Here is a 22,688-nt window from a genome sequence, read left to right as displayed (position 1 = left end):
GTGCCGCGACGCATCCACCACGGCGTGATCAATTTGGCTAGCGGAGGCCGGCCGACTGGACAGGTTCCCGGGCGGTGATCGACGGCTTGCACCTGCGGGTGCTCAAGGGCGGCCAGAGGTGGGCCATGCCCGATCGACCGCGCGCGAACGGATTCGAAACCTCGTGTCCTGATCAACGGCACGGGATCCCGCTCGCGGTGTTGGGGACCGGCAGCACCTGTAACGATGCCACCCGGGCTGATCGGCAAGGTCCCGTCGGTGCGACCTGGCGCAGACTCGTCCGGATCTTTCTGCTGCGACCTCTTAGGGACGAGTCAAGGATCCGCTGTGGTTGTTGCCCGTCAATGTGGCGACTGTCGATAAGACTGACACCTTGCTGACCCGCGTCTGATTCTTCTCAGTAGCATACTTCTACTACTGGGTCTTCGCTCTGATCACTTGAATGGGTGTGGAGCCATGGCGTCCAAGTATCCTCGGAGACCTCCTGAACCGGATCCGAGCCTATATCTCACTGAAGAACGTCTCGCGGAGCGATTTGGCTGTCATCGCGACTCCTTGTACGAACTTCGTCGCAAAGGTCGAATCCCGTTTATGCGCATCTCCAATCGTATCGTGTACAGGATTAAGGATATTGATCGCATTGAGGCGGCCTTCCTTAATGAGGTGGCAGAGTGAGTGCTGCAAGGCGCGTGACGGGCGCCCGTCGACCTTCATCAGCGTGTTATCTGATGTGGAGCCGTCTAGGGTTGGGCGGAAGATCATTGATCCGGTGCGGAGATGGCAAGTGACGCTCCAATGAGATCGAAGTCGAGTTCCAGGCCGGTGTCCAGGATCGTTGAGACGTCGGCGTGGTCGGCCGATCGTACCGTGCCGATGAGTCGTGTTCCTGAGAAGATGCCGATGGGTGCGGGCTCGGGGGAGCCGGGGACAGGTGCAAGGGAAAGTGGATCGGCGTTGGTGTCTGGGACGCTGTTCTCAAGGTTGATGTCGATGCGGGTGGTGGTGTTCTCGAGGAGATTGCGTAGGAGGCTGCGGTGGCGTGTACGGGTGAGGCCGAGCAGATCGAGTATTTCCGAGGTTGAGGCGGTGAAGCGCTGTCGCCATTCGGAGATGGTCATCGTCGCCAGCCACTCGCGGGGGTCGGTGCCGCCTGGCTGATCGTCTTCGGGGATCTGCTGGGCGATCTCGTGGGCGAGGCGCCAGGATCGCAGGCCCTGCATCATCAGTGACAGGGCGCTGGGGTCACTGACGCCGTAGCGGATGTAGGGGCCTAGTTCGGGGCAGAGCCGGTGGTCGCTTTCGGCGTCGGCGAGGTAGAGGTTCACGAGTTCGACCAGTGCGCCTACGGTCCAGGACAGGAAGTGTTCGAAGCGGCGGGTGACGGCGTCCACCATTGCCTCGATGCGTCGGGCGGCGTTGGTGATCTGGGTGAGGTGGGCCTCAGCGAGTTGTGCGTAGGAGTGGCCGTTTAGCCAGTCGGCGAGGACGGCGGGTACGGAGACCTCGAAGCTTGCTCCTTGAGGCGTGGTCCGGAAGCTCCATTGAGCGGTGTTTTCGGGCAGCGCGAGCAGGGCATTGATCGCGCCGTTCTGGCGAGGAGCTCGAGCGCGGGGCCGGCTCGGTTGAGAGGGTCGACTTCTGGGGTGTCTTGTTGACTGATCAGCGTGGCGAGCTGCCGGGCGCGAGCGTCGATGATCTGTGCTGACCCGATGCTGGTGCCGGTGCGGGGCCAGCGGCGCCGGGCGGTCGGATCGGTTCGCATGTACTGGCGTTGCACGGTGTGGGCGACCGCCGAGAACGTTGGCACGTGCTCAGGTGTCTGCGCCGCGGCGAGCAGTTCGTCGATGAAGGCGTCGAGGTCCACCTGATCAGGATCGATACCGTGGGCTTCTTCGTCGGCGAGGTAGAACCATAGGATTGCGACGAAGTCGGCGGCCGCGCCGCTGGCTCGGCGCAGGACAGCGTCATTCGCTTCCCTGGCGGTGCGCTCCAGGTCGGCGATGGCCTTGGGTGTGGTGGCGGCCGGCGCTGAACTGTCAAGCTGTCGCAGACGTCCAGGCGTCGCAGTGGCTTTTCCTGTGCTCGCAAGGTAGTCCGGCGCATCACTGCTCTCGGTCATTCGGCGGGTGCGGTCGTCCCACGCGCTCAAGCGGTCCGCAGATGACCGCTGTCACTCGTGGGGAAGCTCTGGCTGTCGCAGGCGTCATCCGGCTGTGCATGAAGTGGTCCGGCGGGTCAGCCTGGCGGCCTTTCCATGATCGATTACCCTCCGTCATGAGGCGATCACTCGGGTAGACGATGGGGCGGGGAAGGAACACGATGCGCACGAGTACGAGGGCATGTGTGGTGCTGGCTATGGGAGCAGGGCTGGCCGGGGCCGGTATGGGGTCCGCGACCGCAGCGACGCCCACGGCGGCGGCCACGCCGGTTCAGGCGCCGTCCCCGCAGACGAACGTCCCGGACCTGGATGCTCCGGGGCCGGCCAAGACGGTGGAGTACCCGCCGGACTACCAGACGCGGTCGCACCCGGATGAGGCCAGGATCGAGGCTCCGCAGTACACCCGGATCACCGGCGTGGACCCGCACTGTCCGAGCCCGATGATCTGCCCCGTCGACATCACCCCGGACGGCAAGTCCGCCACCGTCAAGCTGGACGGTACTAACTGGACCTGGACCCGGCCGTGGGCGGTGCATGTCGCCGCCAACAGCGACGCGCCGCTGGCCGGTGGCGCCTTCACGGGCACTCTGACCTTCGAAGGAGTGACCTTGCCGTTGCGGGTCAACATCACCGCAGGCGGCGCCCAGGCGATCTTCGGCGGATACGTCGCCAATGCTTCGGGCGGCGGGGGTGTCAAGGTCAACTACGTCGAGCCCGGTAGCAAGGCTGAGATGTCCGGGATCTTGCCGAACGACGTCATCACCACGCTGAACGGGCAGCCGACCCCGACCGTGAGCGCTTTCCACGAGATCCTGGCGGGCAAGCGCGCCGGTCAGACGGTGCCTGTGGTCATCAACCGCAACGGCGCCACGATGGCGTTGCAGCTCACGCTTGACGGAGCCTGACCAGATGGCCGGTGGGCGGCCGCCCACCGGCCATCTCAAGGCCGGTCCGCGCTGAGCGGTCCTCGACCGCCGGCGCCTCAGGCCTCGGGGACCGCGTCCGGTAAGGACGCCGGGCGGCCCGAACCTCGGCCGATGTGAGTTCCACACTCCTGCCCGGCCTGGAAGGTGACGCCGCTCAGTCCGGCACGTCGGGTCGCCGCGATGGACCGCGTATTCGCCCATCGCCGCGACTCGCCCACACACCCTGGAAGTAGGACATGCCCAATATTCGTCTGACCGGCCTGTTGGCCACATGCGCGTCGGCGCTGCTGATCGCCGGCGTCTGCTCCCATCAATCGGTGTTCACGGCGGCGGCGAGCGCAGCTCCTGCCGCCGTCGCGCCGCCACCCCCACCGACGCCCACGCCGACGCCGTGCCCGAATGGCGAACCGCACCCGTGTGGTGCGTCGGCGAAGGAACGCGAGGGCGTGGAGTCCGACCGTACGGCCGCTAAAGAGGACACCGCGAAGGCGAAGGAGGACATCGCCGCAGCGAAGCAGAAGGCGGAGAAATGTCCGCCGGGATCCAAGCAATGCATGGACGAGCTGACCGGCGGCGGCGCCGAGCAGCGCCGGGACATGAACCAGGCCCGGGAGGGGCTGGCCGGGATGCACCCGGTTCCTGAGGACAACGCGGGCCCGGTCATGGACCGGGCATGCCAGGAGTTCGCCGCGGACCTGCCACCCGGGCTCAAGGGGTCTTCCGATTCGGCTGAGCTGACGAGCCTGTGCGAGGCGATGCACTCATGACCATCACTGTGCCCCGCCTCCGGCGGATGTCACTGCCCGTGACCGCGGCGCTGGTCGCGCTCGGGCCGGTTGGCGCCTACGCCGCGCCTCGACCGGGTCTGCCGGTCGCGCAGGCCTTCGAGGGCGACAAGCCGCTGCCGTCGACTCGGCCGGCGATCGAGCAGTGCGCCGCCCATCCCGACGGCTGCCACTTCCACATCGACACCGCTTTGTCCGGTGAGTACTACAGCGCCGTGAGGTCGCTGGGCAACGCGATGATCAACTGCACCAAGGATCCGATCACGGTGACGCGCCAGGTCACGTTGAAGACCGGCAGCACCGACAACCTCGGCGGGGAGATCACCGGCAAGCTCGCGGTCGAGGGGCAGATCAACGCCTCCGGCGAGGTCACCGCCACGGTGCACGCCGAAGGCAGCGGGGACTTCACCACGCCGAACAAGCAACAGGGACCCTCGGCCACTGTCGGCGCCAAAGCGGGAGCCAACGGCGGCGGCAAGCTGGCGGGCGCGCTCGGTGTCAAGGGCGCGTTCGAAGGCGCTTTCAAGCTCACCTACCAGCACACCTGGACGACAGAGGTCACCGAGGCCACCACCTCCACCACCATGGTGCAGCCCGGTGACGCTCTCGTCTTCGGGGCGAGTTCGGCGATGCGGCGGATCGCCGGCACGCTCAACGTCGGTGGCCTGCAGGTCCGCAACATCGTCGTCGACGGTCCTTCGACGGTGAACACCAGCACGTTCATCGCCGACACCTTCACCGCGCCCGGTAATGCATGCGACCGGCTGCGCACCCGGGGCAGGACGGCCGTGGACGACACCATCAACAACAGCAGCGCCCGTATGAGCGGCTTGGTCAGAATTTCCGCACTTCCGGCGGGCGCACGGCTGACGCACCGGACGGTGCTGACCCCCGAGCGTTACTGACCGCCCTTCCGGCATCATCTCCTGGAGATCATTGTGAAGACACCGCACCTGCGCGTCTGGGCCGTGGGGACCGCCGCCACCACCGCCGGCCTGGGCCTGGGCCTTCCCGCCTCGCTCGCATACGCCGACCCGCCCGCCAGTACCCCGGTCGCCGTCATCAACGGCGACTTCACCCAGCCCGCCATCGTCGGCGACGGCCCGGACTTCACGGCGGTCAAGGGCTGGTCGGTCGGCTCGACCGATGGAGCCGGCACCGTGGGCGGCGTCGGGCGCTATCCGGGAACCGTCTCCGGCCACCCGGACCACAAACCCGCCGTCATGCTGCGCCTCCCGGCACGGGAGTCGGCGTTCAAGCAGCGGCTCCGCGGCGTGCGCCCCGGCGCCAAGGTCACCGTCACCTTCGACGACAGCCCCGGCATCGCCACCAAATGCGCCCCGGCAGCCGTCGCCCAAGGCCAGGCCTACACCGTTCAAGGCGCTGGCGGCCCGGTCAGTGAGCGGACCACCGCCCCGGACCCGGACAAGAAGGCCAACACACTCGGCAAAGGCGTCTGGCGCATCGGGCAGACCTACACCTTCACCGCCGGGGAGACCGAGCCCCTGCTCACCTTCACCTCCCAGGTGCCCGCCTCCGCCAACGCCACCGGATGGTGCGGCCCACTGATCGCCAAAGTCCAGGCCACGCAGATTCCACCGCCGGTGGACAAGACCATTCCCAAAACCGCGCTGCCGACCTCGGAGGCATTCCGGGGCAACGACCGCCGGAGCGTCGCCGACGCGGTGGCCCAGTGCGCCGGCGCACCGGGCGCGTGCACCTTCACCCCCGAAGCCGCCTACTCCTACGCCTACTTCGAACCCGCACAACTGAACGGCGACGTCTACATCAACTGCACCCGCAACACCCTCACCCGCACCCGCCCGGTCCCCTTCACCGGACGCTCCTACGGCGACCTGCCCGCCCTCGCCGGACTCCCCGGCACCGGATCCACCACTACCAACATGGCCAGACAGTTCACCGCCGGAACACGCACGAGCCCGCGCTGGACGACCGACATCACCCACAACATCAGCGAGATCGTCAAGCCCGCCGAAGTCGCCTGGATCGAGACCCAGGCCGGCCGCCGACGCACCGAAGGCTGGTTCACCACCTCACCGGATCCCGACGACCCACACACCCAATGGCGCCTGCACACCGTCCTGGACTACCCCGCCCCCGATCTCACCGACCGCTTCTACCAGCGCACCGGCCCGCTCACCCCCGCAGAGAAACAACGCTGCCAATCCGACCGACCCACCGCCAGCACCCCCGTCGGGGCCGACACCCCGGCAGGCGGCGGCAGCACGCTGCGGCTGTCCCGAGCCACCCGAAACCACTGATCTCCGAGCCTGGACGGCGAACCCGCCGGAACACCGTCGATTAGACGGCCACCGGTGGGCATCGTCGGCCGGCCCGGCCGGGGATGACCGGTGGGCAGCCGCCCACCGGCCACCCGGTCGGTCCCTGTCCAAGGTAAATAGGCGGGTCGTGGTGCTCCCGCCGCGATTGACGAACACGGGCACCGTGCGACTGGCGCGCATGCCCGCCGCTTCGGCCCTGCGCGTGACCCGTCCTTTCCGGGGCCCGGTGTATCGGAGGAGCGCGGGGCACTGGAGGCCGCATCCGGGGATTCGGGGAACCAGGCGAGGTGGGTCTGTCCCATCCAGCGCCCAGCATGGTCACGGTCTCCGGCTTGCCGGTACTCCCTCCTCAGGGGCCGGGCCTGGGCTGAAGCTCTTCGTTCTCTCCGACTGGTATGACGGCTGGACCCGCGGTGCGGTCACGAACTCCAGGAGCTGTCGTTGGCGTCGCTGCTCCAGAGCCGGTCGTTGCTGGGGTAGGCGGTGTCGAGGTAAAGGGTGTCCCAGCTGCCGTCGTTGTAGCGCGCCAGGCTGAGGGCGACGTTACGGTTGACCTTGGGCCGCCACATCCACCAGCCGGTGTACGCGTCGTTGACTTTCTCGGGCTCGAGCAACCACTTTTGAAGGTCGGAGCCGTTGCAGGTCTGGACGATGACCTGAGTGCCGCGCCCGGGGCTGGCGGATGCGGGTTGCAAACACTTGTTGGCGGCCCGGTTCTTGTAGACCGCGGTCCACCCGCCCGGCTCGTCGGGGGTCGGGGTCTCCTCCGCGTCCCACTGTTCGGTCGAGTATTTCCAGGCCGGGTCGCGCAGGGTGATGGCGGTGGCGCCCTCGGCGGTGCTGTTACTGCTGAGGGCCAGACGGCTGCCGTCCATCTTGTTGATCAGATCCAGGTTGGGCCTTGGCTCGGCCGACGCCGGCGACATGGTGATCGCCAGGGCGGCGGCGAACGCAGCCGGTAGGACGTCTCGGGCAGCGATAAGTAGGTTCATGATCGTCTCTTGTCGTTGGTGGGCTTCGCGGGGGCGCATCCGATGCGGTGATCGTGGTGAGCGGCCTTCAACGCGGTCCCTGAACACACAAGAGTGAACGTCCCGTCGTCGCTGGTCCCGCGGTCGTCCCCTCCGTTGGTGCTGCGTACGGCAGCACGAGGAATGATAACGGTGTGTACGCGACTCGCAGCAAAGGGTGACGCGTGTCGGGCGGTGCTGAGGGCGCGATCGATAAGTTCTGGCGCCACCCAGCCGACGCAGGTGGCCGCTTCTGACGTGCCGAAACTCTGACCGCACACTCGTGATGCCCCAGAGAAACGCCGGGGACCCTGACCCGAGCGGTGAGCACCTCTTCACGTCCCTGGCCGAGGACGTCATCGCGTTCGCGGCCGCTGGGGGCGCCGAGGTTGAGTTCGAGCGCGTCGCGGTCACCGCCCGAGCAGGTCGTGACCTACAACCTGCCGACGGCTCCCCCCAAGACGACCGATCGGCGCTCGTTCTCCGGCACCGCCACCACCCAGGCCGAGGCCCTGCCCCCGGACATCTTGGCTGCGATCGTGCGCGCGGCCATCGAAGTTCACCGCGATCCCGAGGTCCATCGGCAGGCCCTCACCCGTGAACAAGGTGAGCGCCGCGCGATCCGCCAGCGCCTGAGCAGGTGAGCGCACCCGGGTCCGGGCGACCATGCCCGGCAGGCTGCGGCGGTGAGGCCGGGCCTGCCGGACTTGGGCCGGTCGGTCAGCAGCGCCGGGGCGGCGCCCGCCGCGGCCCCCGCACGATCGTGATTCGCGTTCGTCGGGGATTCACGGTCGCGGGGAGAAGCGTGCCCGGTGCGTAAACAGTGGGATCCGGACGAGCTGATCGAGGCGTGGACGTTGGTCGAGGCCGACTGGGAGTTGGTGGGGAACAAGACCGGGGCGACTCGGCTGGGCTTCAGCTTGATCTTGAAGTTCTATGAGATCGAGGACCGGTTCCCCGCGTACGCGGAAGAAGTTCCCACGGCTGCGGTGGAGTACGTCGCGTCGCAAGTGAAAGTGGACACGGCGTTGTTCGCCAAGTACTCCTGGCGCGGCCGGACGATCAAATATCACCGGGCACAGATCCGCAAGGCGTACGGGACGCCGCCGCCGAGCGAGGCCGATGAGGAACGCTGGGCGCAATGGCTGGCCGATGAGGTCTGCCCGGTAGAGATCGACCGGGGCCGGCTGGCCGAAGCAGTGCGGCAGCGGTGCCGCAGCGAGCACGTCGAACCACCAACCGACGGGCAGCTGGAGCGGGCGGCCGCCTCGAGGACCTGCTGGGCAAACCCCGGCTGCTGGCGGAGCTGAAGTCCGATCCGGGACCGTTGGGGTTGGACACGCTGCTGGTGGAGATCGGCAAGCTGACCACCGTCCGCTCGCTCGGGCTGGGTGAGGAGGTGTTCGCCGAGGTCTGCTGAGCAGGCCGGCGATCTCTGTTCTTCGGTCACGGTTTGCACTCATGCGGTCCGTCCGGCGCCCACGACCGTCAGGATGGTGGCCATGGCGGGAGGCGAGTCGCGTTGGCGCGGGATCGTGGTCCTCGGGGGAATGCTAGGGCCTGCGTCACACCTTCGGCTACCGGCTCTCGGAAACATCAGGCCACAACCGCGCCGAACTCGAACGCCGACTCGGCCACGCCAACGACCGCTACCTCCGCCTCTACACCAACCCACCCGACGACATCGCCGCCAGCTACGTCGAAGACCTCTGATCTCCCCAGCGTCTCGGCAGGTCACTTATAGCTTCGTTGGATTTTCGGCGATTGCTACGGGGACCCCGACAAGCAGAGTGCCCTGCGTCACCTGACCGTCGACCACTGATCCTGGTCTGCTCCTGATCCGCGACGACGGTATGGCCATGACCTATCCCCGCTGGGCGCCCCTCTGACCAGGGCGTTGCCCCTTTTCGGCTTACCTTGGCTGCCCCCTAGAACTGGCCAGACGTCGGGGCGAGGACACCGTGGGCTGGGGCGCCTCACCGGTGGGGGAGGCGCGGTGACGGAGAACCAGAGAAAATCTTATGTGGCCGGAGTAGACATTCGCTGTCGGGGTGGGTAGTGTTCCCGATGTCGCGAGACGAGAGAACATCAAAGAGGCACGGGAGACAGCGAACTACCCGTGAACATGGTGAGCACGACGTCAGGTGCGCCGGGGCTAAGGAATGGTAAGTGGCTCCGGACGGTGGCAAGCGGCCGTCGGACGCGCTGAGACCGGGCTCGTGGGTCTTAGAAGGTCCTAGGCCGGCAGGAAAGGTATGAGGAAGATCAGAGGAGAAGGGGAGGGGCATACGCCGTCGGATCGCCCGCCGCTGGTTGTGTCTGGCCGCGCGGGTACCGCAGTCCCATCAGAACGAGAGGTGGTCTTCGGTCACGCTTACGCGATCCCCGCACCCTTCGCCGCTTCAGGTGGCCGGTGCGGAAACGACAAGCCGACGTCATCGTCGGTAGGTGGTGTTACCCAAAACCCTGGGGCCCCGGCGCATGGCGCCGGGGCCCCTCATGATGTGGAGGCTCAATGGACCCAGCCCAGCAGCACATGGCCGACAAACTCGACGATGAGGACTACCCCGCCTACACCATGGGCCGTGCCGCGGAGATGCTCGGCACCACCCCCGGTTTCCTGCGCAGCCTGGACGAGGCGAAACTGATCGCCCCGCAGCGCTCGCCCGGCGGGCACCGCCGCTACTCCCGCTACCAACTCCGCCTGGCCGCCCGCGCCCGCCAACTTATTGACGAGGGCATGCCCCTGGACGCCGCCTGCCGCATCATCATCCTCGAAGACCAACTCGCCGAAGCCCAACGCCTCAACAACACCCAGACACCCCAAACCAACTGAACCTGCGCGGCGGGACCGAGCGGCGTGAGCGGATCGGCCAAGACCGGAGAGCGCGACCCATGACCAGCCCCGAAAATCCCGGCCGAGACGGCTACCCGCGCAGCCGGGGCCGTGGTCATATACGGCCGGGAATTCCCGCTAGAGCCTGTCCTCAAAGCCACATGAGCAGGGTGGCCAGGTCGAGCATGCCCTGGTAGGACAGGGCGGTCTTGTCGTAGCGGGTGGCGATGGCGCGGTATTGCTTGAGACGGGCGAAGCAGCGTTCGACCACGTTGCGCCGCCGGTAGATCTGGGCGTCGAAGGCGGGTGGCCGGCCGCCCGCCGAGCCGCGGCGCAGGCGGCCGGCCCGCTGGTCACGTCGTTCGGGGATGGTCGCGGCGATGCCACGCCGGCGCAGCCAGGCGCGGATCGCGCGGGAGCTGTAACCCTTGTCGGCGATCACCCGGACCGGGCGCCGCCAGGGTCGTCCCGGGCGGGTGCGGGGATGACCGGGGGATACAGATCCCGGCCATCACCTGCTCGAACATGGTGCAGTCGTTGATGTTTCCGCCGGTCAGCACGACCGACAGCGGCCGGCCATGCCCGTCACAGGCCAGGTGGATCTTGGTGGTCGGGCCCGCCCCGGGATCGGCCGATAGCATGATCAACTGGTTCTGTGTGCCCGGCGCGGGGACGGGCCCCCTGTGTGGCCGGCCGGCCGGCGCCGGGCTCCGGCGGCGTGCTGATGAGCACGCACAATGCTGGAGTCCACCGACACCTCCCGGTCCAGCTCATCGATCGCCTCGGCGATCACCCGCACCCGGGAGACCAGCATGGTCAGCGTGCCGTTACGGGACCAGCGCCAGAACCGGTTATAGACCGTCTTCCACGGCCCGTACCGCTCGGGCAGATCCCGCCAGGCCACCCCGGTCTTGGCCTTGAACAACATCCCGTTGATCACTCGGCGGTCATCCACCCGGGGACGGCCGTTCGCCCCGGACGGGGGCAGCAACGGCTCGATCGCCTGCCACTGCTCATCGGTCAGCTCATGCCTGCGCACCACGAGGCAAGATCAAACCAGATCACCCGGACCCACTTTGAGGACAGGCTCTAGACGGCTGCGGTGAGGCAAGGAGCAGACCCGGCGCTCAGGGTCTGGCGGTTGGTTGAGCGGCCGCCGACGGCTTCCACCGCCATCGGCTTGTGCGGATCGGTCTTGGGCGAGGTGTGTGGAGCATCGGCATCAGAGGAAGGGAGTGGCCGTTATGGGTTTCCTAGACAAGCTCAAGAATAAGCTCGAGAAGGCGAAAGGGCGAGGCAAGGAGGCTGCGGGCCGAGGCGCCGGCGATCCGTACCTGGAGTCCGAGGGTCGCAGGGACCGTAGGAAGGGTGGCGCCAAGCAGGTTGGTGAGCAGGCCAAGGACGCCGCGAAGGAGGCCCGTCGCACCTTCAAGCGGTAGGGGGTCGGGAAGTAGGAAGGTTGCCGCCCGTCGTGCGGGCGGCAACCTTCCTTATTGAAGTCGCTAGCGAGGCCCGACGCTGTCACTCCTGGGCTCCCGTACTTCAGGGACGGATTGTGGTGTCCTCGCTCTTTTGACTGAAGGCGTGGGCCTGCTTCACGTGTTTCGATGTCGCGAATTCCGTTCGTGAACGGTATCTGCTCTATTTGTGGCGATTTCGAGGACCCTGTCCATGTTCTTGTGTACTAGGTCGTGAAACTCTGGCTGGACCCACGTGCCGTACCCGAAACACTGCCGATCGGCCGCATAACGCGTCAGCGTTGCGAGACGGCTTCGCACGCTATGGACGACCACGGCCGTCACGTCAACTTTGTACCCGCGTCGTTTGAAAGTCCTAAATAGGTCTTCGGCGTCTGTTGGATAAGTGAGATTCAGTGGCATCACAAAGTTTGCCCGCTGTCTCACTATATGACTCAGTGCCCACCTGTCCCAGCGCGCTACGGCACTCAAGATCTGCTGATCGGAAAATGCGCTGAGGTCGTCGGCCATCGCGGCGCCCTCGAAGCCTGGATGGTGGCGGAAGAGGTCATCTTGTTCATAGCGTACGCCCGATAGCTGGCGTGATGCCGTGGTCTTCCCCGAGCCTGGAGCGCCTATTACGAAATGCGCTGTCGGCTGCCCTGCCGTCGGTACTACGTCCAAGAGGGGTCTGATATCGCTGTCGAATATCCTTTTGCATTGGCGGCGAGACAGAAACATGTGATCATTCCCTGAGCTTCGTAAAGCTGGACGAGCCGATAGAGAATGTGACATTAGGTGCGCCCTGTCAGTGGGCCATTAGCTGCAGGTCAGGCAGGGCCGCTCAATGCGCCTCACAGACTGCCAAGGGTCTTGGCTCAGCAAGTCCAGGCTCGGTGGGCTGTCGATGGAAGAAGGCTGTACGGTCCGGGTCGTCGATCCTGGGGACAGCCGATCGCGGGCGGGCAGGTGTCGGACCGCGTGATCACGCGTGCGGACGCGTAGGCTCCACCGCCGACACGGTCTCTCGGAAGGCGGATCATGAGGCTCGAGTGGACGCCCCGGCCGTTAGCGTTTCGGCCCTTCGGCCGCGGCTGCAGGAGCCCAGGGCGGGGCTCGGGCCCCGGCTCGGTGACGATCGGCGCGCCGGCGGCATGAGCGGGCGCGGTCAGGTCCAGCGGCGCACCGCGTCCGGCCGGGCGGCAGACCATCTGGCGCGGATCACTGGACCGCTGCGCAGCGACCGGCGTTTCCGCCGGTACTTCATCGCCAGCCAGGTCGATGCCGCGGGGACGACGATGGAGGTCGGTGCCCTGGCGTTCGTGGTGCTGGGTACGGGGGCCGGTGCGCCGGGCATCGCGATGGTGCTGCTGGCGAACATGGTCGCCGGCATCGTGACGAGCCCGTTGGGCGGGGTCGTGGCCGACCGGCTGCCTCGGGCGTTGCTCATCGCGGTCGTGGAGGTGGTGATCGGCCTGATCACCGTCGCCGAGACCATCCTGATCGCCACCGGCCGTGCTGCCGTGTGGAACCTGGCGGTCCTCGCTGCGGCCAATTCGGCGGCCGCGTCGTTCTCCGACCCCGCCCGGGTCGGACTGATCGCGGCCATCGCACAGGCCGAGCGGCTCCAGGAGGCCAACGCGCTCGTCCAGCTGTCTCGGCATCTCATTCGCGCGATCGGGCCGGCGGTCGGCGGCACGATCGTCGCGACCGCCGGACCGGCCTACGGCGTCGGCCTCAATGCGGTCTCGTTCTTCGGCTCCGCTGCGCTGATCGCTACGATTCGCGTTCCGCGCGTCGTTCGCCAGCCTTTCAGTCTGCGTGCGGACCTGGTCGAGGGCTGGGCGGCGGTCCGATCCCGGCCATGGATCTGGGCTGGCTTGCTCGGTGCGGCGGTCATGGTTCCCGGCTGGCACGTCGGATATGGGATTCTGGGCCCGCCGTGGGTGAAAGCGCATCTGGGCGGGGCCTGGGCGTGGGGGCTGATCGCCTCGAGCCTGGGCTGCGGCATGGCGCTCGGCGCTCTTGTCGCGCTGCTGTGGCGGCCGCGGTGCGCCGGATGGACCAACTGCCTGGGCTGCGCCGCGCTCGCGCTCCCCGACCCCTTCATGGCGGCCGGCGCGCCGTTGCCGGTGGTGATGGCTTCGGTCGCGGTGGGCGCCGGTGGGCTCAGTATCGCCTCGATCGCCTGGCAGACCGCGATTCAGCAGCACGTTCCCGCCGGCCAGCAGGGGCGCGTTGCGGCCTACGCCGGGATCGCCGAGATTTCCCTGGCGCCGGTCGGGTACCTGCTGGTCGCGCCTGTCACCGGTGCGATCGGTGTACGCGCCACCTTGGCGGGGTGTGGGGTCCTGCTCGCCGCCGCGAACTTGGCTCCGTTGTTGAGCCGCGACGTTCGCCGGCTGAGACTGCACCCGCCCGGTTCGTCCGGTCCCGAGCAGGCCGGTTCGCCGCGTCGACGCGACGCTGGCGGCACCGTCGAGTCGGCCGAGACGCCAGCGGGTGCGTCGCAGGGGCGCCCCGGCGATGCACCGGTGCGGTGAGGATGCGGCGTTTGCGCGGGCGCCTCGGCGTGATGGCCGCGCCGCTGGGCGATCGGCAGTTCCGGGTCCTGTTCGCAGCCCAGGTGGTCTCCTCGGCCGGGGGAGCGGTCGCACCGATCGCCCTGGCCTTCGCGATCTTGCACCTGGGCGGCGGGGGCACGGGTATCGCTGTCGTGCTGGGGACCGAGTTCAGCGTCTACATCGTGCTCTTGCCGGTCGCCGGGGTGATCGCCGATCGGATGGCTCCCAAGCCGGTGCTGATCGCCTCCCAGCTCATCCTCGCCGTCTTCCAGCTGGCCGAGGCCGGCTTGATCCTTTCCGGCTGGGCGACGGTGTGGTCGCTGGCGGTCGTGGCCGGCGGAGGTGCTGCGGGGGCGGCGCTGTTCGGCCCGGTCGGGCGGCGCCTGCTCGCCCAGCTGCTGTCGGGGGAGCAACTGGGCCGCGCGAATGCGCTGACCCAGGCCACGAAGCATGGGACCGCCGCTTTCGGCCCGGTGGCCGGTGGCGCGCTCATCGTCACTGTCGGCGCCGGGTGGGGGATTGTGTGGGACTGTCTCACCTACGTCGCCGCCGCCGTGCTGTTCACGCGCCTTCGGGCCGTACGCACCGCAGGGGGACGCGATGGCCGGGGAGACTGCGGGACGCGTCTGGGGGACCTCGTCAGCGGGGTTCGCGCCATCACCGGCCGGACGTGGCTGTGGACTACGACGCTGGCCGACTGCGTGACCAGCGGGGCGTTCGCGGCCGCGATGCTGATCGGCCCGCTGTACGCGCGTGAGCATCTGCACGGCGCGCTGAGCTGGGGGACCATCACCGGCACGCTCGCCGCCGCCACCTCGATCGGCAGTATCCTCGCCGCCCGATGGCCAAGCCGCAGGCCCGGGATCGTCATGAGCCTGGGAACCGCAGCCACCGCGTCTGGTGTCGCCGCGATGAGCGCCGGCCTGCCGTTGCCGGTCATCGTTGCGGGAACGCTTGTGGCCGGCATCGCGTTTGGACCCGCCCAGGTCGCACGGGTGACCGCGGTGCAACAGCACGTCCCGATCGACCACCTTGGCCGCGTGGCCGCCTACCAAGAGTTCGCGACCGTCCTGCCCACCCCGCTCGTCTATGCCGCCGCCGGCATCGCCGCCGACACGCTCGGGTCCCGCACCGTCCTGGTGGCCTGTGCCGCCCTCATCGCCGGGCCTGCGCTCCTGCCGCTGACGGTCCCCAGTGTTCGCGCACTCGCCGCCGAGCCGACGGCCAGCAGCCGCAGCGCTGCCCGACCGCCCGCGGAAGCGCGATGATCCGGCGCGAGGTCGGGTCGCGGCCGCCAGCTCAACACCGCGCCCCGCACCGTCCTGGTCACCATGGCCGGGCCACGGCGGATGACCCCTCGCACGGCGACGCGCGGCAACGCCGGCGGGTCAGCGGCCAGCAGCGACGATCGAGTGCGCCAGATGAGCGGCCTTGACCGCGAGTGGGTGATCGGCCGGGCGCGTGAGCAGATCTGCGATCGCGAACAGATCCAGCGCCCGGCTGGCCTGCCGCCACTGGCTCGGCAGAACGCCACCGGCCTCTCGATAGGCCGACGGGAACCGCTCGATGAACCCCGGCGGGAGCTCATCGCCGAACCGCAGGAGGTTGCCCACGTCGAACAAGGCGCAGTCAGCGAACGCGTACTCCCAGTCCAGTACCGCCGACACCCGCCAGCCGTCCCCTGACGGTCGCAGCAAGAGATTCTTGGGGTTAAAGTCCGAATGGACCAGCCGGGGCCCCAATGCCGGGTCGGCCCGTACCTGGGCGACCAGCGGCGCCCACTCCCGGGCCAGGCCCACCAACGCCGCGCGGTCCTCCCGCGAAAGGCCAAGATCCGGCGGTGCCTGAGCCAAGCAGTCCTCGACGAAAGCCGGCAGGTCCTCGCAGAACTTAGGACGCGGCGCGTCCGTCCGTAGCTCCGGGCCGGAGAAGAAGCCCGCTGCCGGGAAGGTCACCGAGCCGATCGCCGCCAGCACCGTGGCGATGCTCTCAGCCAGTGGTGGGCCATCTTCGAGGGCGGCGCCAGCGAACACCGCCGCTCCCGACACGCCCGGAACGAACCGCGTTATCAGCAGCGGCTCGCCCACCAAGGAGCCGTCTTCATCGGCCAGCACCACCTCAGGCACCGGCACGTGCGGCGACACCCGGCGCATGACGGCCGCCTCCACCGCACAGGTGTTCCGCCGCTGGTAGCGGCGCAGCACATACGCCTCGCCGCCCGCCGTGCGCAGCAACACGTTGTCCGTGCTGAACCCCCCGGACAGCGGCCGTTCACCGACCACCGGCCCCCCGTCGAGCACCCGATCGCTCAACAGGTCGAGAATCTCGGGCTGCACTGTCGTCCCAGAAGTCGGCACCTGCCCACCCTGTCCCATGCCCCACATCGCGCCAAGCCGACACCCACAGAACATAGATTTTGATCTTTGAGGACCGCCGTCCACGCGGCGTAGGGCCGGCGTTCAACCGGCCGGTGGTCCTCCAGCCCCGCCCACTTCTCCTCGGGGACGAGCGCCTGGTCTCTCCCCGGCACCATGCCCTGCGTCGTCCGGCCGATAACCTTCCGTGCACCGGCGAGCTCTATCTCGCAGGCCAGCCGCTGAGCTCGAAAATCAGGCTAGCGCCCGGTCGAAGACCTCACGGTGTGCATAGACGAAGCGGTGCTCCCACCTGCTCCAGGCGATCCGGGCGGCCAGGACGTCCGGCGCGGCGGGGGCGGTCTCAGGCTGGGCCAGCAATTCCGCCCAGAACCGCACGTTGCGGGACTGGCGCTCGAGGACGCAGTCGAGCAGGGCATGACGCTCGGCGTCTTTCAGGCCGTATGTGTCGGCGATGAGCCGTACCTGCGCTGCCTGGACTTGCAGGGCCATGACCTGCTTGGAGGAGATCGACCACGTCCAGGCCATGTACGCGACGTCCTCGAGTCGGCTGCCGGGAGCGGCCTGGTCGAAGTCGATGAACGCGATCGGGATGCCGTTCTGGAAGACTGCGTTGTTTGGCCCAGGGTCGTGGTGGCATATGACGTCGAAGCGGCCGGCAAGGTCGCTTCCTCGCGTGGCGTCGTGCATCTCACGCAGGAGCCGGACCGCGGCCCGCACCTGCTCGTCCGACCAGGGCTGGAATTTCGCCGGAACTTCGCCCTCGATATAGGTCAGGACGTCCTTGCCGTCCACCTGCCCGAGGTATTTCGGGGCGCCCATGAAATTCTGCTGATCGAAGAGTTTCAGGAGGGAAGCCATGAATTGCGATGAATCGGACGCGGGCCGCAGCACCGTGTCATCCCTTCGGAGGACTTCAGACGCCATGCGCCCCCCGGTCAGTGCGACGGCACCGCCAGACCCATCGGTCATTGTGTCGCTTCCACAAGTTGATCACTGGCTCGCGGGCACCGCCTAGCGCTCATTCGCGCCGGGACATCCGCAGTCCGTCCCGCAACTATGCAGGCCATCGTGACCACGCCGCTCCCTGGCCGTGTCGTCAAGGGTCTATCCCTGCCGCCCGAGACGGAAGACCAGGTGCACAAGCAAGCCGGTCAGCTGCTACGGCGCTGGCACGATCACCCCGAACCGGTCCCCGGACACACCCGCGATTCGATCATGGCCTCGATCATCGAGCAGGCCGAGGAAGCCACAGCCTGCTTGGAGCGCACCGCCGAGCACCTACCCGACGCCCAGCGCGCCCTGGTCGAAGAGGTATCGCGTGACCTACCAGAGCTGACCGAAGGCCTCCCCCTCGTCTTCCGCCACGGCGACTACTCGCCCCGCAACTGGCTATGGGACGCCGAGCGGGCCACCCACGGCCTGATCGACTTCGAGGCGGCAACTCACGGTCACGCCATCGAAGACCTGGTATGGCTGCGCGGCGCGCCCGGACCTGAAGACCGCGTTCCTCACCGGCTACGGACGTGATCTGTCCAGCGTTGAACAGCGGGCACTGCTCCTGCTCACAGCAAGGCTCGCCGTCTCTTACCTGCACACCGGCCTGATCAAAGCCGAACCGGCTCTCATCGATCGCGGCCACAACGTCCTCCGCGACCTATCGCGTGCCGGCGGATGACCGGTGGGCATGGCCGTCGACCATCCGCGCTCGCCCCAGCGCCCCTTCGCCCCTGCAGGCGAGCAGCGCGCCCAACCACCTCCCGGCTACCAGCGCCGGTTGCCCAAATCGTGCGGGTACCGACGGGACAGACCCACCTGAACGGCGGCACGCATTACCTCCAATGGCCGCACCGCCCGGCAGCAACCGTTCCACTGGCGCGGCTTGGACGGCTGGGCCCGCGCGGTGCCTTGGTGGTGAAGGACCTGGAAGGAGTGAGATGAACACCGTCCTGGTCGTGGTGGCCCACCCCGACGACGCTGAGATCGCGATGGGCATGCGGATCCGGTGGTACGTGCTGAACGGTGCCCAGGTCCGAGTGCACTGCCTGACCACCGGCGCACCGGGCCCAGATGGCACCCAGGTACGCCAAGACGAATGCCTGGCCGCCGGTGCGCTGCTGGGCGTGGACCAGTACACCTTCTCTCCCATCCCCGACGCCCGCTTCGTGGAGCACCGCGGGGCCATCAACGCCGACCTGTTCTCCGTCTTCCACCAGCCCCGTCCCGACATCGTCTACACCCACTACCCCGCCGACCAGCACCTAGACCACAGCATCACAGCGCAGGAAGTCACGACAGTCGCCCTGCGAGAAGCCACGAACCTGCGCTACTTCCGCTCGCCCTACAGCATCGGGTTCGAGCCCACCATGTTCTTCATGGGCACCCAGGAACTCCTCAAGGCGAAGGTCCAGGCCCTCCAGTGCTTCGCCTCCCAACAGCAACTCGACATGGACGTCTTCCGGCAGTTGGCTGAGGTGACGCATCGCCAGTTCCTGCATCACCGGATTGTCGGGCGATTCCCATCCGAAGCGAGTTGCGCCGAACTTTTCCGGATCGCACGTCATCTGGAGTTCGGTCTCGGGGTGGGCGGCCAGCGGGTGCCGGCGAGGGCGGACGGCAAAGGCGTCAGTCGCCGCCGTGGGTGAGAGGCCGGCCGTGCTGCAGGTAGGCGGTTCTGCCGGTGGTCAGCGCGGTGGCGCAGGCGCGGACGCGCCGGGCCATGTGCACGGCGAGCAGGTCGGCCCACTCGGCAGGGCTCGCCAGATGCCAGGCGGTCAGTTCCCCAGGCGCCAGGTGCAGCGTCTGCTCGGCCTGGTCGGTGGTGATGGTGCCGCCGTCGAACAAGAAGTTCGCCAGCGCTGGCCGTCCGTCGGGCTGGGGCGGCACCCAGTCGACCGCGAGCAGGCCGCCGGGCCGCAGTTCGAGGCCGAGTTCTTCCTTGACCTCGCGGTGCGCGGTCTCCCACGGGAATTCCTCGCCTTCCATCGCGCCGCCCGGGAGCTCCCAGGTGTCGTCCCGGTAGGAGGGCTTGACCAGCAGGATCCGCCCATCCGGATCGTGCAGGATCGCGCCCGCCCCAGCGATGTGCTTCGGCAGGCTGGCGTAGTACTGCTCTGGAGGAAGGCTCACGCGCTGTGACGCTAGCGCCATGAAGCGATCCAGGCGGGAAAGCGGAGAGGTTCGCTCGCACCCCGGCACACGCGATCTCACCGTCGCCCACGCCCGCCTCATCCCGATGGGGTCGGCTGCGCCGCCCCCCCCGCGCGTTGATCGAGCAACGCGCGCCCGCATCTGCTGCTCGTTAGTGCCGAACGCCATCTGCTCGGCGCCGCCGGTGAGCTGTGCCAGCGATGGTGCCCCGCATCGCGTGCCGACCGGCGGCCTCTCCTGCTGTCCGCCCGACCAGGCGGGATGCTCTCGAAGAAGCCCGCGCCGCCTGGCCGAGCACGAGTTTCCATGGCTCTGCCGAACTACTGACCGCCAGCGCGCGGATTCACGCTGCTCTTGGAGAAAATGATGCCGCTGCCGATCTAGCGGCGAGGGCGACCGAAATCGCCGCGCAAACGAAATCAGCGAGGACGAACCTATGGGGTGCGCTCACGGTTCGGGCTTCCATCGCCGCGACGACGTGACGCACGTGTGCGGGGTTATTGGCCGTTCGGCTCCTCGCTCAACGGGCCCACGGGCACCAGAGCCGGCAATGCCCGGACACGCTCACGCAGGTCCCGGGCGGTGCGATCGGCGAGGTCGGCGTTCACCAGGTCTTGATCAAGGTCGCGGAGCCGTGTGCGGCTGGTCTCGCGAAGGGCGGAGGCGGGAATGGTGTCGAGGACCTGGTGGGCGAGGTCGACGGCGTCGCCGGTGTAACCCCGCGTGGCCTCGGCGCGGGCCAGGACGAGCGTCGCGGCGGCCCAGCCGGGCCGGCCGACAAGAATCACAGTTCGGTTGCTGCTCAAGCCCCGACTCGTGCTCAACGGCGTCGGTCATCTGGCGTCTCCTTGATCATCGGATCCGCCGTTGATTAGACACTCCCGACGCCCGCCGACACGGACGGGAAGATCTTCGTGCCCGTCCACGGTAGCCGGTCACGCTGAGAGACGAAACGAGAGCCGAAGCTGTCCAAATCTCTATGCACGCTGCGTCGTTCAGCAAAGGCCGCCAACGACGGCCAGCGGTTCCGAAAGAGGGATGAGATGAGTTCGGATCTGAGCGAACGAGCAGACACGGGTGGCAGCGGCTCGGCGATTCAAGCCGACGAGCGTGCGGTGCTCGCCGTGTTCGACGCGACGTCCCGGGCATGGGCGGAGGGCGACGCGGACGCGTTCGTCAGCTCCTACGGCGATAGGGCGACCGTGGTCCTTCCCGGGGTGTATCTCCACGGGAAGGACCACGTCCTCGCCGCTATGGCGGAGGCGTTCGCCCTGCAGCTGAAGGACTCTAAGCGCATTCATGAGGCGCGGGACGTCCGCTTCCTCCGTGCGGACACGGCGATCGTGGTCACCCGCAGCGTGACCGTCTTCTCCGGTGAGACGGAAGCCCCGGCCGAACGATGGGAGCTGGCCACATGGACGCTGTCCAGAAGTGACGGCGGCTGGCTTATCGAGGCCTACCACAGTTGCCCCGCGGGAACCGATCCCCAAGCTTGACAGCCCCAAAAAGAGAAGACAGCCGAGGAGAAATCGTGAAGATAGCCGGAAGCACGGCTTTCGTCACCGGCGCCAATCGCGGGCTGGGCAGACGGTTCGCGGAGCAACTCGTAGCACGGGGTGCCATGCTCGGGTTCAGCAGCAGGAGAACGCAGGTGGCAGCGGTTGCCGTCGGGGCGGCGTCACTCGCCGTCACATTCATGACGAGTGGAACGGCATCGGCCACGACCTACGAAGCGTGGCAGAACGTGAACTCGTCGCAGTGCCTGGGGAACGACCGCAGCCTCACCCCCGGGGCTGGGCTGGTGCAGAGGATCTGCGACGGTTCCCTCGACCGGGGCTGGTCGTTCACGTACATGGATACCAACAAGTCGCAGTTCCGGCTGCGCAACTACATCAGCGGGCAGTGTCTGGCGATCGCCGGTTCCAGTAAGAGCAACGGCGCTCGGGCCGTTCAGGAGCCTTGTGACGGCAGGCTCGACGAATCGTGGTCTAGGGACAACAACGGCAGCCTGCTCCTGTACAACGCCAACAGTCACCTGTGCCTTGCCGTGGCAGCCGGGAGCTTCGTGTCGGGTGCCAGCGTCATCCAGTGGACGTGCGGACTGAGCCACCGCGAACAGCAGTGGACGGCCTTCCCGAATACCTGACCCGTCCATTGGATCTGCATGGGCCGCTCCTCTCCGGGCGGCCCATGCCCATGTTTCGGCTGATCGGCGCAGGTAACCCGGATCGTGGCTCCAAGGCCGCGTACGACAGCGAGGACATAGTTCGCTGGACTCGATGCCCTTGCGTGCGACCCGGACGCCGATGCGCTTACCTCGTGACCATTTTCGCAGGTCAGTTCGGTCGTAAGCGTTGTCCGCATGTAGACGTTGGGGCTTGAGGTTCCGGTAGCGGTGGGGGGCGTATCTCGTTTGGTGACCAGCGACCATGGGATTCAGTCCGGCACGTCCCGCCACGGGGCGGCGCCTACCCGACCCCGCCACCGGACCCCGACCGGTCCCTCCGGCTCATCGCAGCGCGCTCGGAACGTGCCGGTCGTCACCTGGAGAGTTTCCGGGTGAGGGTTCTGAGGGCGTCTTCGAGGGCGCGGCTCTGTTCATGGGTGAGATGGGGCGACAGTTCGGCCAGCCGGACGGCGTGTTCGCCGAGTGCCGCGTCGACGACGCGCAGGCCCTTGTCGGTGAGGGTGATGCGGAAGCTCCGCCGGTCGTCGGGATCGAGGCTGCGCTCGACCAGCCCGGCGGCCTCCAGTCGGTCGACCCGGCTGGTCATGCCGGCCCGCGACATCATCAGCTCGGCCGCCATCTCCGACGGGATCAGTGCGTAGGGCGGGCCGGGCCGGCGGAGCGCGGCGAGCACGTCGAACTCTCCCCGGCGCAGTCCGTGGCGGGCGAACACGGCTTCGCTCGCGGGATCCAGCATCGCCGCCACCTGGACGAGCCGCCCGAAGACCCCCATCGCGGACAGGTCCAGGTCGGGCCGAGGCGCCACTGATCGGTGATCACGTCCATCGCGTCTCGGCGGTCGCCGTCCATGCACCGAATCTTATTCATCGTGAGATAGTTTGACTGCGTACTATCAACTCGCTTACTGTCATGCGCCTGACTATTAGGAGGTAGTTG

General features: G+C 67.7%; 24 protein-coding genes and 1 pseudogene. 15 read left to right on the top strand and 10 right to left on the bottom strand.

Features of this window, described 5'->3' with window-relative positions:
* Positions 1 to 456 precede the first annotated feature (456 nt).
* On the top strand, positions 457 to 675 hold the full coding sequence (locus tag ABD978_RS43700) for a helix-turn-helix domain-containing protein (RefSeq protein ID WP_425550654.1): 219 nt from the start codon (positions 457 to 459) through the stop codon (positions 673 to 675).
* Positions 676 to 758: 83 nt separating this feature from the next.
* Here the strand turns inward: ABD978_RS43700 and ABD978_RS00780 are convergent, their stop codons facing one another.
* Together ABD978_RS00780 and ABD978_RS00775 are read right to left on the bottom strand one after the other, a co-directional pair.
* A complete protein-coding gene (locus ABD978_RS00780) occupies positions 759 to 1,394 on the bottom strand; it encodes a hypothetical protein (RefSeq protein ID WP_345346505.1) in 636 nt (211 codons plus the stop codon).
* Positions 1,395 to 1,468: 74 nt separating this feature from the next.
* Entirely contained in the window at positions 1,469 to 2,119 is a 651-nt protein-coding gene (locus ABD978_RS00775) for a hypothetical protein (protein ID WP_345346502.1), read from the bottom strand.
* Positions 2,120 to 2,355: 236 nt separating this feature from the next.
* Between ABD978_RS00775 and ABD978_RS00770 the strand changes: the two genes are divergently transcribed.
* The 4 genes from ABD978_RS00770 (at position 2,356) to ABD978_RS00755 (ending at position 6,151) form a co-directional block, all read left to right on the top strand.
* Positions 2,356 to 3,063 carry a PDZ domain-containing protein gene (locus tag ABD978_RS00770; protein WP_345346500.1) on the top strand — a complete coding sequence of 236 codons (708 nt, stop codon included), beginning with the start codon at positions 2,356 to 2,358 and terminating at the stop codon, positions 3,061 to 3,063.
* A 257-nt stretch (positions 3,064 to 3,320) separates the two neighbouring features.
* Positions 3,321 to 3,851 carry a hypothetical protein gene (locus ABD978_RS00765; RefSeq protein WP_345346497.1) on the top strand — a complete coding sequence of 177 codons (531 nt, stop codon included), beginning with the start codon at positions 3,321 to 3,323 and terminating at the stop codon, positions 3,849 to 3,851.
* Complete coding sequence (locus ABD978_RS00760) at positions 3,848 to 4,774, top strand: hypothetical protein (protein ID WP_345346494.1); 927 nt, start codon at positions 3,848 to 3,850, stop codon at positions 4,772 to 4,774. The genes ABD978_RS00765 and ABD978_RS00760 overlap by 4 nt, the downstream gene beginning before the upstream one ends.
* Positions 4,775 to 4,807: 33 nt before the next feature.
* On the top strand, positions 4,808 to 6,151 hold the full coding sequence (locus tag ABD978_RS00755; RefSeq protein WP_345346491.1) for a hypothetical protein: 1,344 nt from the start codon (positions 4,808 to 4,810) through the stop codon (positions 6,149 to 6,151).
* A 440-nt stretch (positions 6,152 to 6,591) separates the two neighbouring features.
* On the opposite strand, the gene ABD978_RS00750 is transcribed toward ABD978_RS00755, so the two are convergent.
* Positions 6,592 to 7,164, bottom strand: coding sequence for an RICIN domain-containing protein (locus tag ABD978_RS00750; RefSeq protein WP_345346488.1), 573 nt, complete (start codon positions 7,162 to 7,164; stop codon positions 6,592 to 6,594).
* Positions 7,165 to 7,610: 446 nt separating this feature from the next.
* Here ABD978_RS00750 and ABD978_RS00745 point away from each other — a divergent pair, with 446 nt between their 5' ends.
* The 3 genes from ABD978_RS00745 (at position 7,611) to ABD978_RS00735 (ending at position 10,018) form a co-directional block, all read left to right on the top strand.
* Positions 7,611 to 7,826: a hypothetical protein gene (locus ABD978_RS00745; protein WP_345346485.1), complete on the top strand. Its 216-nt coding sequence runs from the start codon at positions 7,611 to 7,613 to the stop codon at positions 7,824 to 7,826.
* A 168-nt stretch (positions 7,827 to 7,994) separates the two neighbouring features.
* On the top strand, positions 7,995 to 8,492 hold the full coding sequence (locus tag ABD978_RS00740; protein WP_345346482.1) for a DUF4158 domain-containing protein: 498 nt from the start codon (positions 7,995 to 7,997) through the stop codon (positions 8,490 to 8,492).
* Between the two features lie 1,205 nt (positions 8,493 to 9,697).
* On the top strand, positions 9,698 to 10,018 hold the full coding sequence (locus ABD978_RS00735) for a MerR family transcriptional regulator (RefSeq protein WP_345346479.1): 321 nt from the start codon (positions 9,698 to 9,700) through the stop codon (positions 10,016 to 10,018).
* 151 nt (positions 10,019 to 10,169) lie between these two features.
* Here the strand turns inward: ABD978_RS00735 and ABD978_RS00730 are convergent.
* A pseudogene (locus tag ABD978_RS00730) lies at positions 10,170 to 11,057 on the bottom strand (IS5 family transposase).
* Positions 11,058 to 11,262: 205 nt separating this feature from the next.
* Here ABD978_RS00730 and ABD978_RS00725 point away from each other — a divergent pair.
* A complete protein-coding gene (locus ABD978_RS00725) occupies positions 11,263 to 11,457 on the top strand; it encodes a CsbD family protein (protein ID WP_345346476.1) in 195 nt (64 codons plus the stop codon).
* 156 nt (positions 11,458 to 11,613) lie between these two features.
* On the opposite strand, the gene ABD978_RS43695 is transcribed toward ABD978_RS00725, so the two are convergent.
* Positions 11,614 to 12,216, bottom strand: a complete 603-nt coding sequence (locus ABD978_RS43695; protein ID WP_425550653.1) for a zeta toxin family protein — start codon at positions 12,214 to 12,216, stop codon at positions 11,614 to 11,616.
* Positions 12,217 to 12,527: 311 nt separating this feature from the next.
* On the opposite strand from ABD978_RS43695, the gene ABD978_RS00720 reads away from it, so the two are divergent.
* Entirely contained in the window at positions 12,528 to 14,018 is a 1,491-nt protein-coding gene (locus ABD978_RS00720; protein ID WP_345346473.1) for an MFS transporter, read from the top strand.
* A gap of 11 nt (positions 14,019 to 14,029) precedes the next feature.
* Positions 14,030 to 15,307 (top strand): MFS transporter, encoded by a 1,278-nt coding sequence (locus ABD978_RS00715; RefSeq protein WP_345346470.1) that lies wholly within the window; start codon positions 14,030 to 14,032, stop codon positions 15,305 to 15,307.
* A 120-nt stretch (positions 15,308 to 15,427) separates the two neighbouring features.
* On the opposite strand, the gene ABD978_RS00710 is transcribed toward ABD978_RS00715, so the two are convergent.
* Entirely contained in the window at positions 15,428 to 16,375 is a 948-nt protein-coding gene (locus ABD978_RS00710) for a phosphotransferase family protein (RefSeq protein ID WP_345346467.1), read from the bottom strand.
* A 273-nt stretch (positions 16,376 to 16,648) separates the two neighbouring features.
* Complete coding sequence (locus tag ABD978_RS00705) at positions 16,649 to 17,308, bottom strand: phosphotransferase (protein ID WP_345346464.1); 660 nt, start codon at positions 17,306 to 17,308, stop codon at positions 16,649 to 16,651.
* Between the two features lie 177 nt (positions 17,309 to 17,485).
* Here ABD978_RS00705 and ABD978_RS00700 point away from each other — a divergent pair, with 177 nt between their 5' ends.
* Complete coding sequence (locus ABD978_RS00700; protein ID WP_345346462.1) at positions 17,486 to 17,944, top strand: aminoglycoside phosphotransferase family protein; 459 nt, start codon at positions 17,486 to 17,488, stop codon at positions 17,942 to 17,944.
* Between the two features lie 407 nt (positions 17,945 to 18,351).
* Positions 18,352 to 19,059 carry a PIG-L deacetylase family protein gene (locus ABD978_RS00695; RefSeq protein WP_345346459.1) on the top strand — a complete coding sequence of 236 codons (708 nt, stop codon included), beginning with the start codon at positions 18,352 to 18,354 and terminating at the stop codon, positions 19,057 to 19,059.
* Here ABD978_RS00695 and ABD978_RS00690 read toward each other — a convergent pair.
* Both ABD978_RS00690 and ABD978_RS00685 read right to left on the bottom strand, forming a co-directional pair.
* A complete protein-coding gene (locus ABD978_RS00690; RefSeq protein WP_345346456.1) occupies positions 19,040 to 19,543 on the bottom strand; it encodes an NUDIX domain-containing protein in 504 nt (167 codons plus the stop codon). The genes ABD978_RS00695 and ABD978_RS00690 overlap by 20 nt on opposite strands.
* Positions 19,544 to 20,061: 518 nt before the next feature.
* A complete protein-coding gene (locus ABD978_RS00685; protein WP_345346453.1) occupies positions 20,062 to 20,352 on the bottom strand; it encodes a hypothetical protein in 291 nt (96 codons plus the stop codon).
* A gap of 255 nt (positions 20,353 to 20,607) precedes the next feature.
* On the opposite strand from ABD978_RS00685, the gene ABD978_RS00680 reads away from it, so the two are divergent.
* Both ABD978_RS00680 and ABD978_RS00675 read left to right on the top strand, forming a co-directional pair.
* Positions 20,608 to 21,060 carry an SgcJ/EcaC family oxidoreductase gene (locus ABD978_RS00680; RefSeq protein WP_345346449.1) on the top strand — a complete coding sequence of 151 codons (453 nt, stop codon included), beginning with the start codon at positions 20,608 to 20,610 and terminating at the stop codon, positions 21,058 to 21,060.
* A 35-nt stretch (positions 21,061 to 21,095) separates the two neighbouring features.
* Complete coding sequence (locus ABD978_RS00675) at positions 21,096 to 21,710, top strand: RICIN domain-containing protein (protein WP_345346446.1); 615 nt, start codon at positions 21,096 to 21,098, stop codon at positions 21,708 to 21,710.
* A gap of 394 nt (positions 21,711 to 22,104) precedes the next feature.
* On the opposite strand, the gene ABD978_RS00670 is transcribed toward ABD978_RS00675, so the two are convergent.
* Positions 22,105 to 22,557, bottom strand: a complete 453-nt coding sequence (locus ABD978_RS00670) for a MarR family winged helix-turn-helix transcriptional regulator (RefSeq protein ID WP_345346443.1) — start codon at positions 22,555 to 22,557, stop codon at positions 22,105 to 22,107.
* Between the last annotated feature and the right edge of the window lie 131 nt (positions 22,558 to 22,688).

This window comes from Actinoallomurus liliacearum, from assembly GCF_039542035.1.
GTDB classification, from domain to species: domain Bacteria; phylum Actinomycetota; class Actinomycetes; order Streptosporangiales; family Streptosporangiaceae; genus Actinoallomurus; species Actinoallomurus liliacearum.
Note: the sequence above shows the minus strand (reverse complement) of the source record. Positions and strands in the feature narration are given on the sequence as shown.

Coding starts and splice junctions, on each gene's coding strand:
- ABD978_RS00735 (WP_345346479.1), top strand. CDS start 9,698: ATGGACCCAGCCCAGCAGCACATGGCCGACAAACTCGACGATGAGGAC.
- ABD978_RS00780 (WP_345346505.1), bottom strand. CDS start 1,394: ATGGTGGACGCCGTCACCCGCCGCTTCGAACACTTCCTGTCCTGGACC.
- ABD978_RS00770 (WP_345346500.1), top strand. CDS start 2,356: ATGGGAGCAGGGCTGGCCGGGGCCGGTATGGGGTCCGCGACCGCAGCG.
- ABD978_RS00775 (WP_345346502.1), bottom strand. CDS start 2,119: ATGACCGAGAGCAGTGATGCGCCGGACTACCTTGCGAGCACAGGAAAA.
- ABD978_RS00760 (WP_345346494.1), top strand. CDS start 3,848: ATGACCATCACTGTGCCCCGCCTCCGGCGGATGTCACTGCCCGTGACC.
- ABD978_RS43700 (WP_425550654.1), top strand. CDS start 457: ATGGCGTCCAAGTATCCTCGGAGACCTCCTGAACCGGATCCGAGCCTA.
- ABD978_RS00725 (WP_345346476.1), top strand. CDS start 11,263: ATGGGTTTCCTAGACAAGCTCAAGAATAAGCTCGAGAAGGCGAAAGGG.
- ABD978_RS00695 (WP_345346459.1), top strand. CDS start 18,352: ATGAACACCGTCCTGGTCGTGGTGGCCCACCCCGACGACGCTGAGATC.
- ABD978_RS00765 (WP_345346497.1), top strand. CDS start 3,321: ATGCCCAATATTCGTCTGACCGGCCTGTTGGCCACATGCGCGTCGGCG.
- ABD978_RS00750 (WP_345346488.1), bottom strand. CDS start 7,164: ATGAACCTACTTATCGCTGCCCGAGACGTCCTACCGGCTGCGTTCGCC.
- ABD978_RS00680 (WP_345346449.1), top strand. CDS start 20,608: ATGAGTTCGGATCTGAGCGAACGAGCAGACACGGGTGGCAGCGGCTCG.
- ABD978_RS43695 (WP_425550653.1), bottom strand. CDS start 12,216: ATGTTTCTGTCTCGCCGCCAATGCAAAAGGATATTCGACAGCGATATC.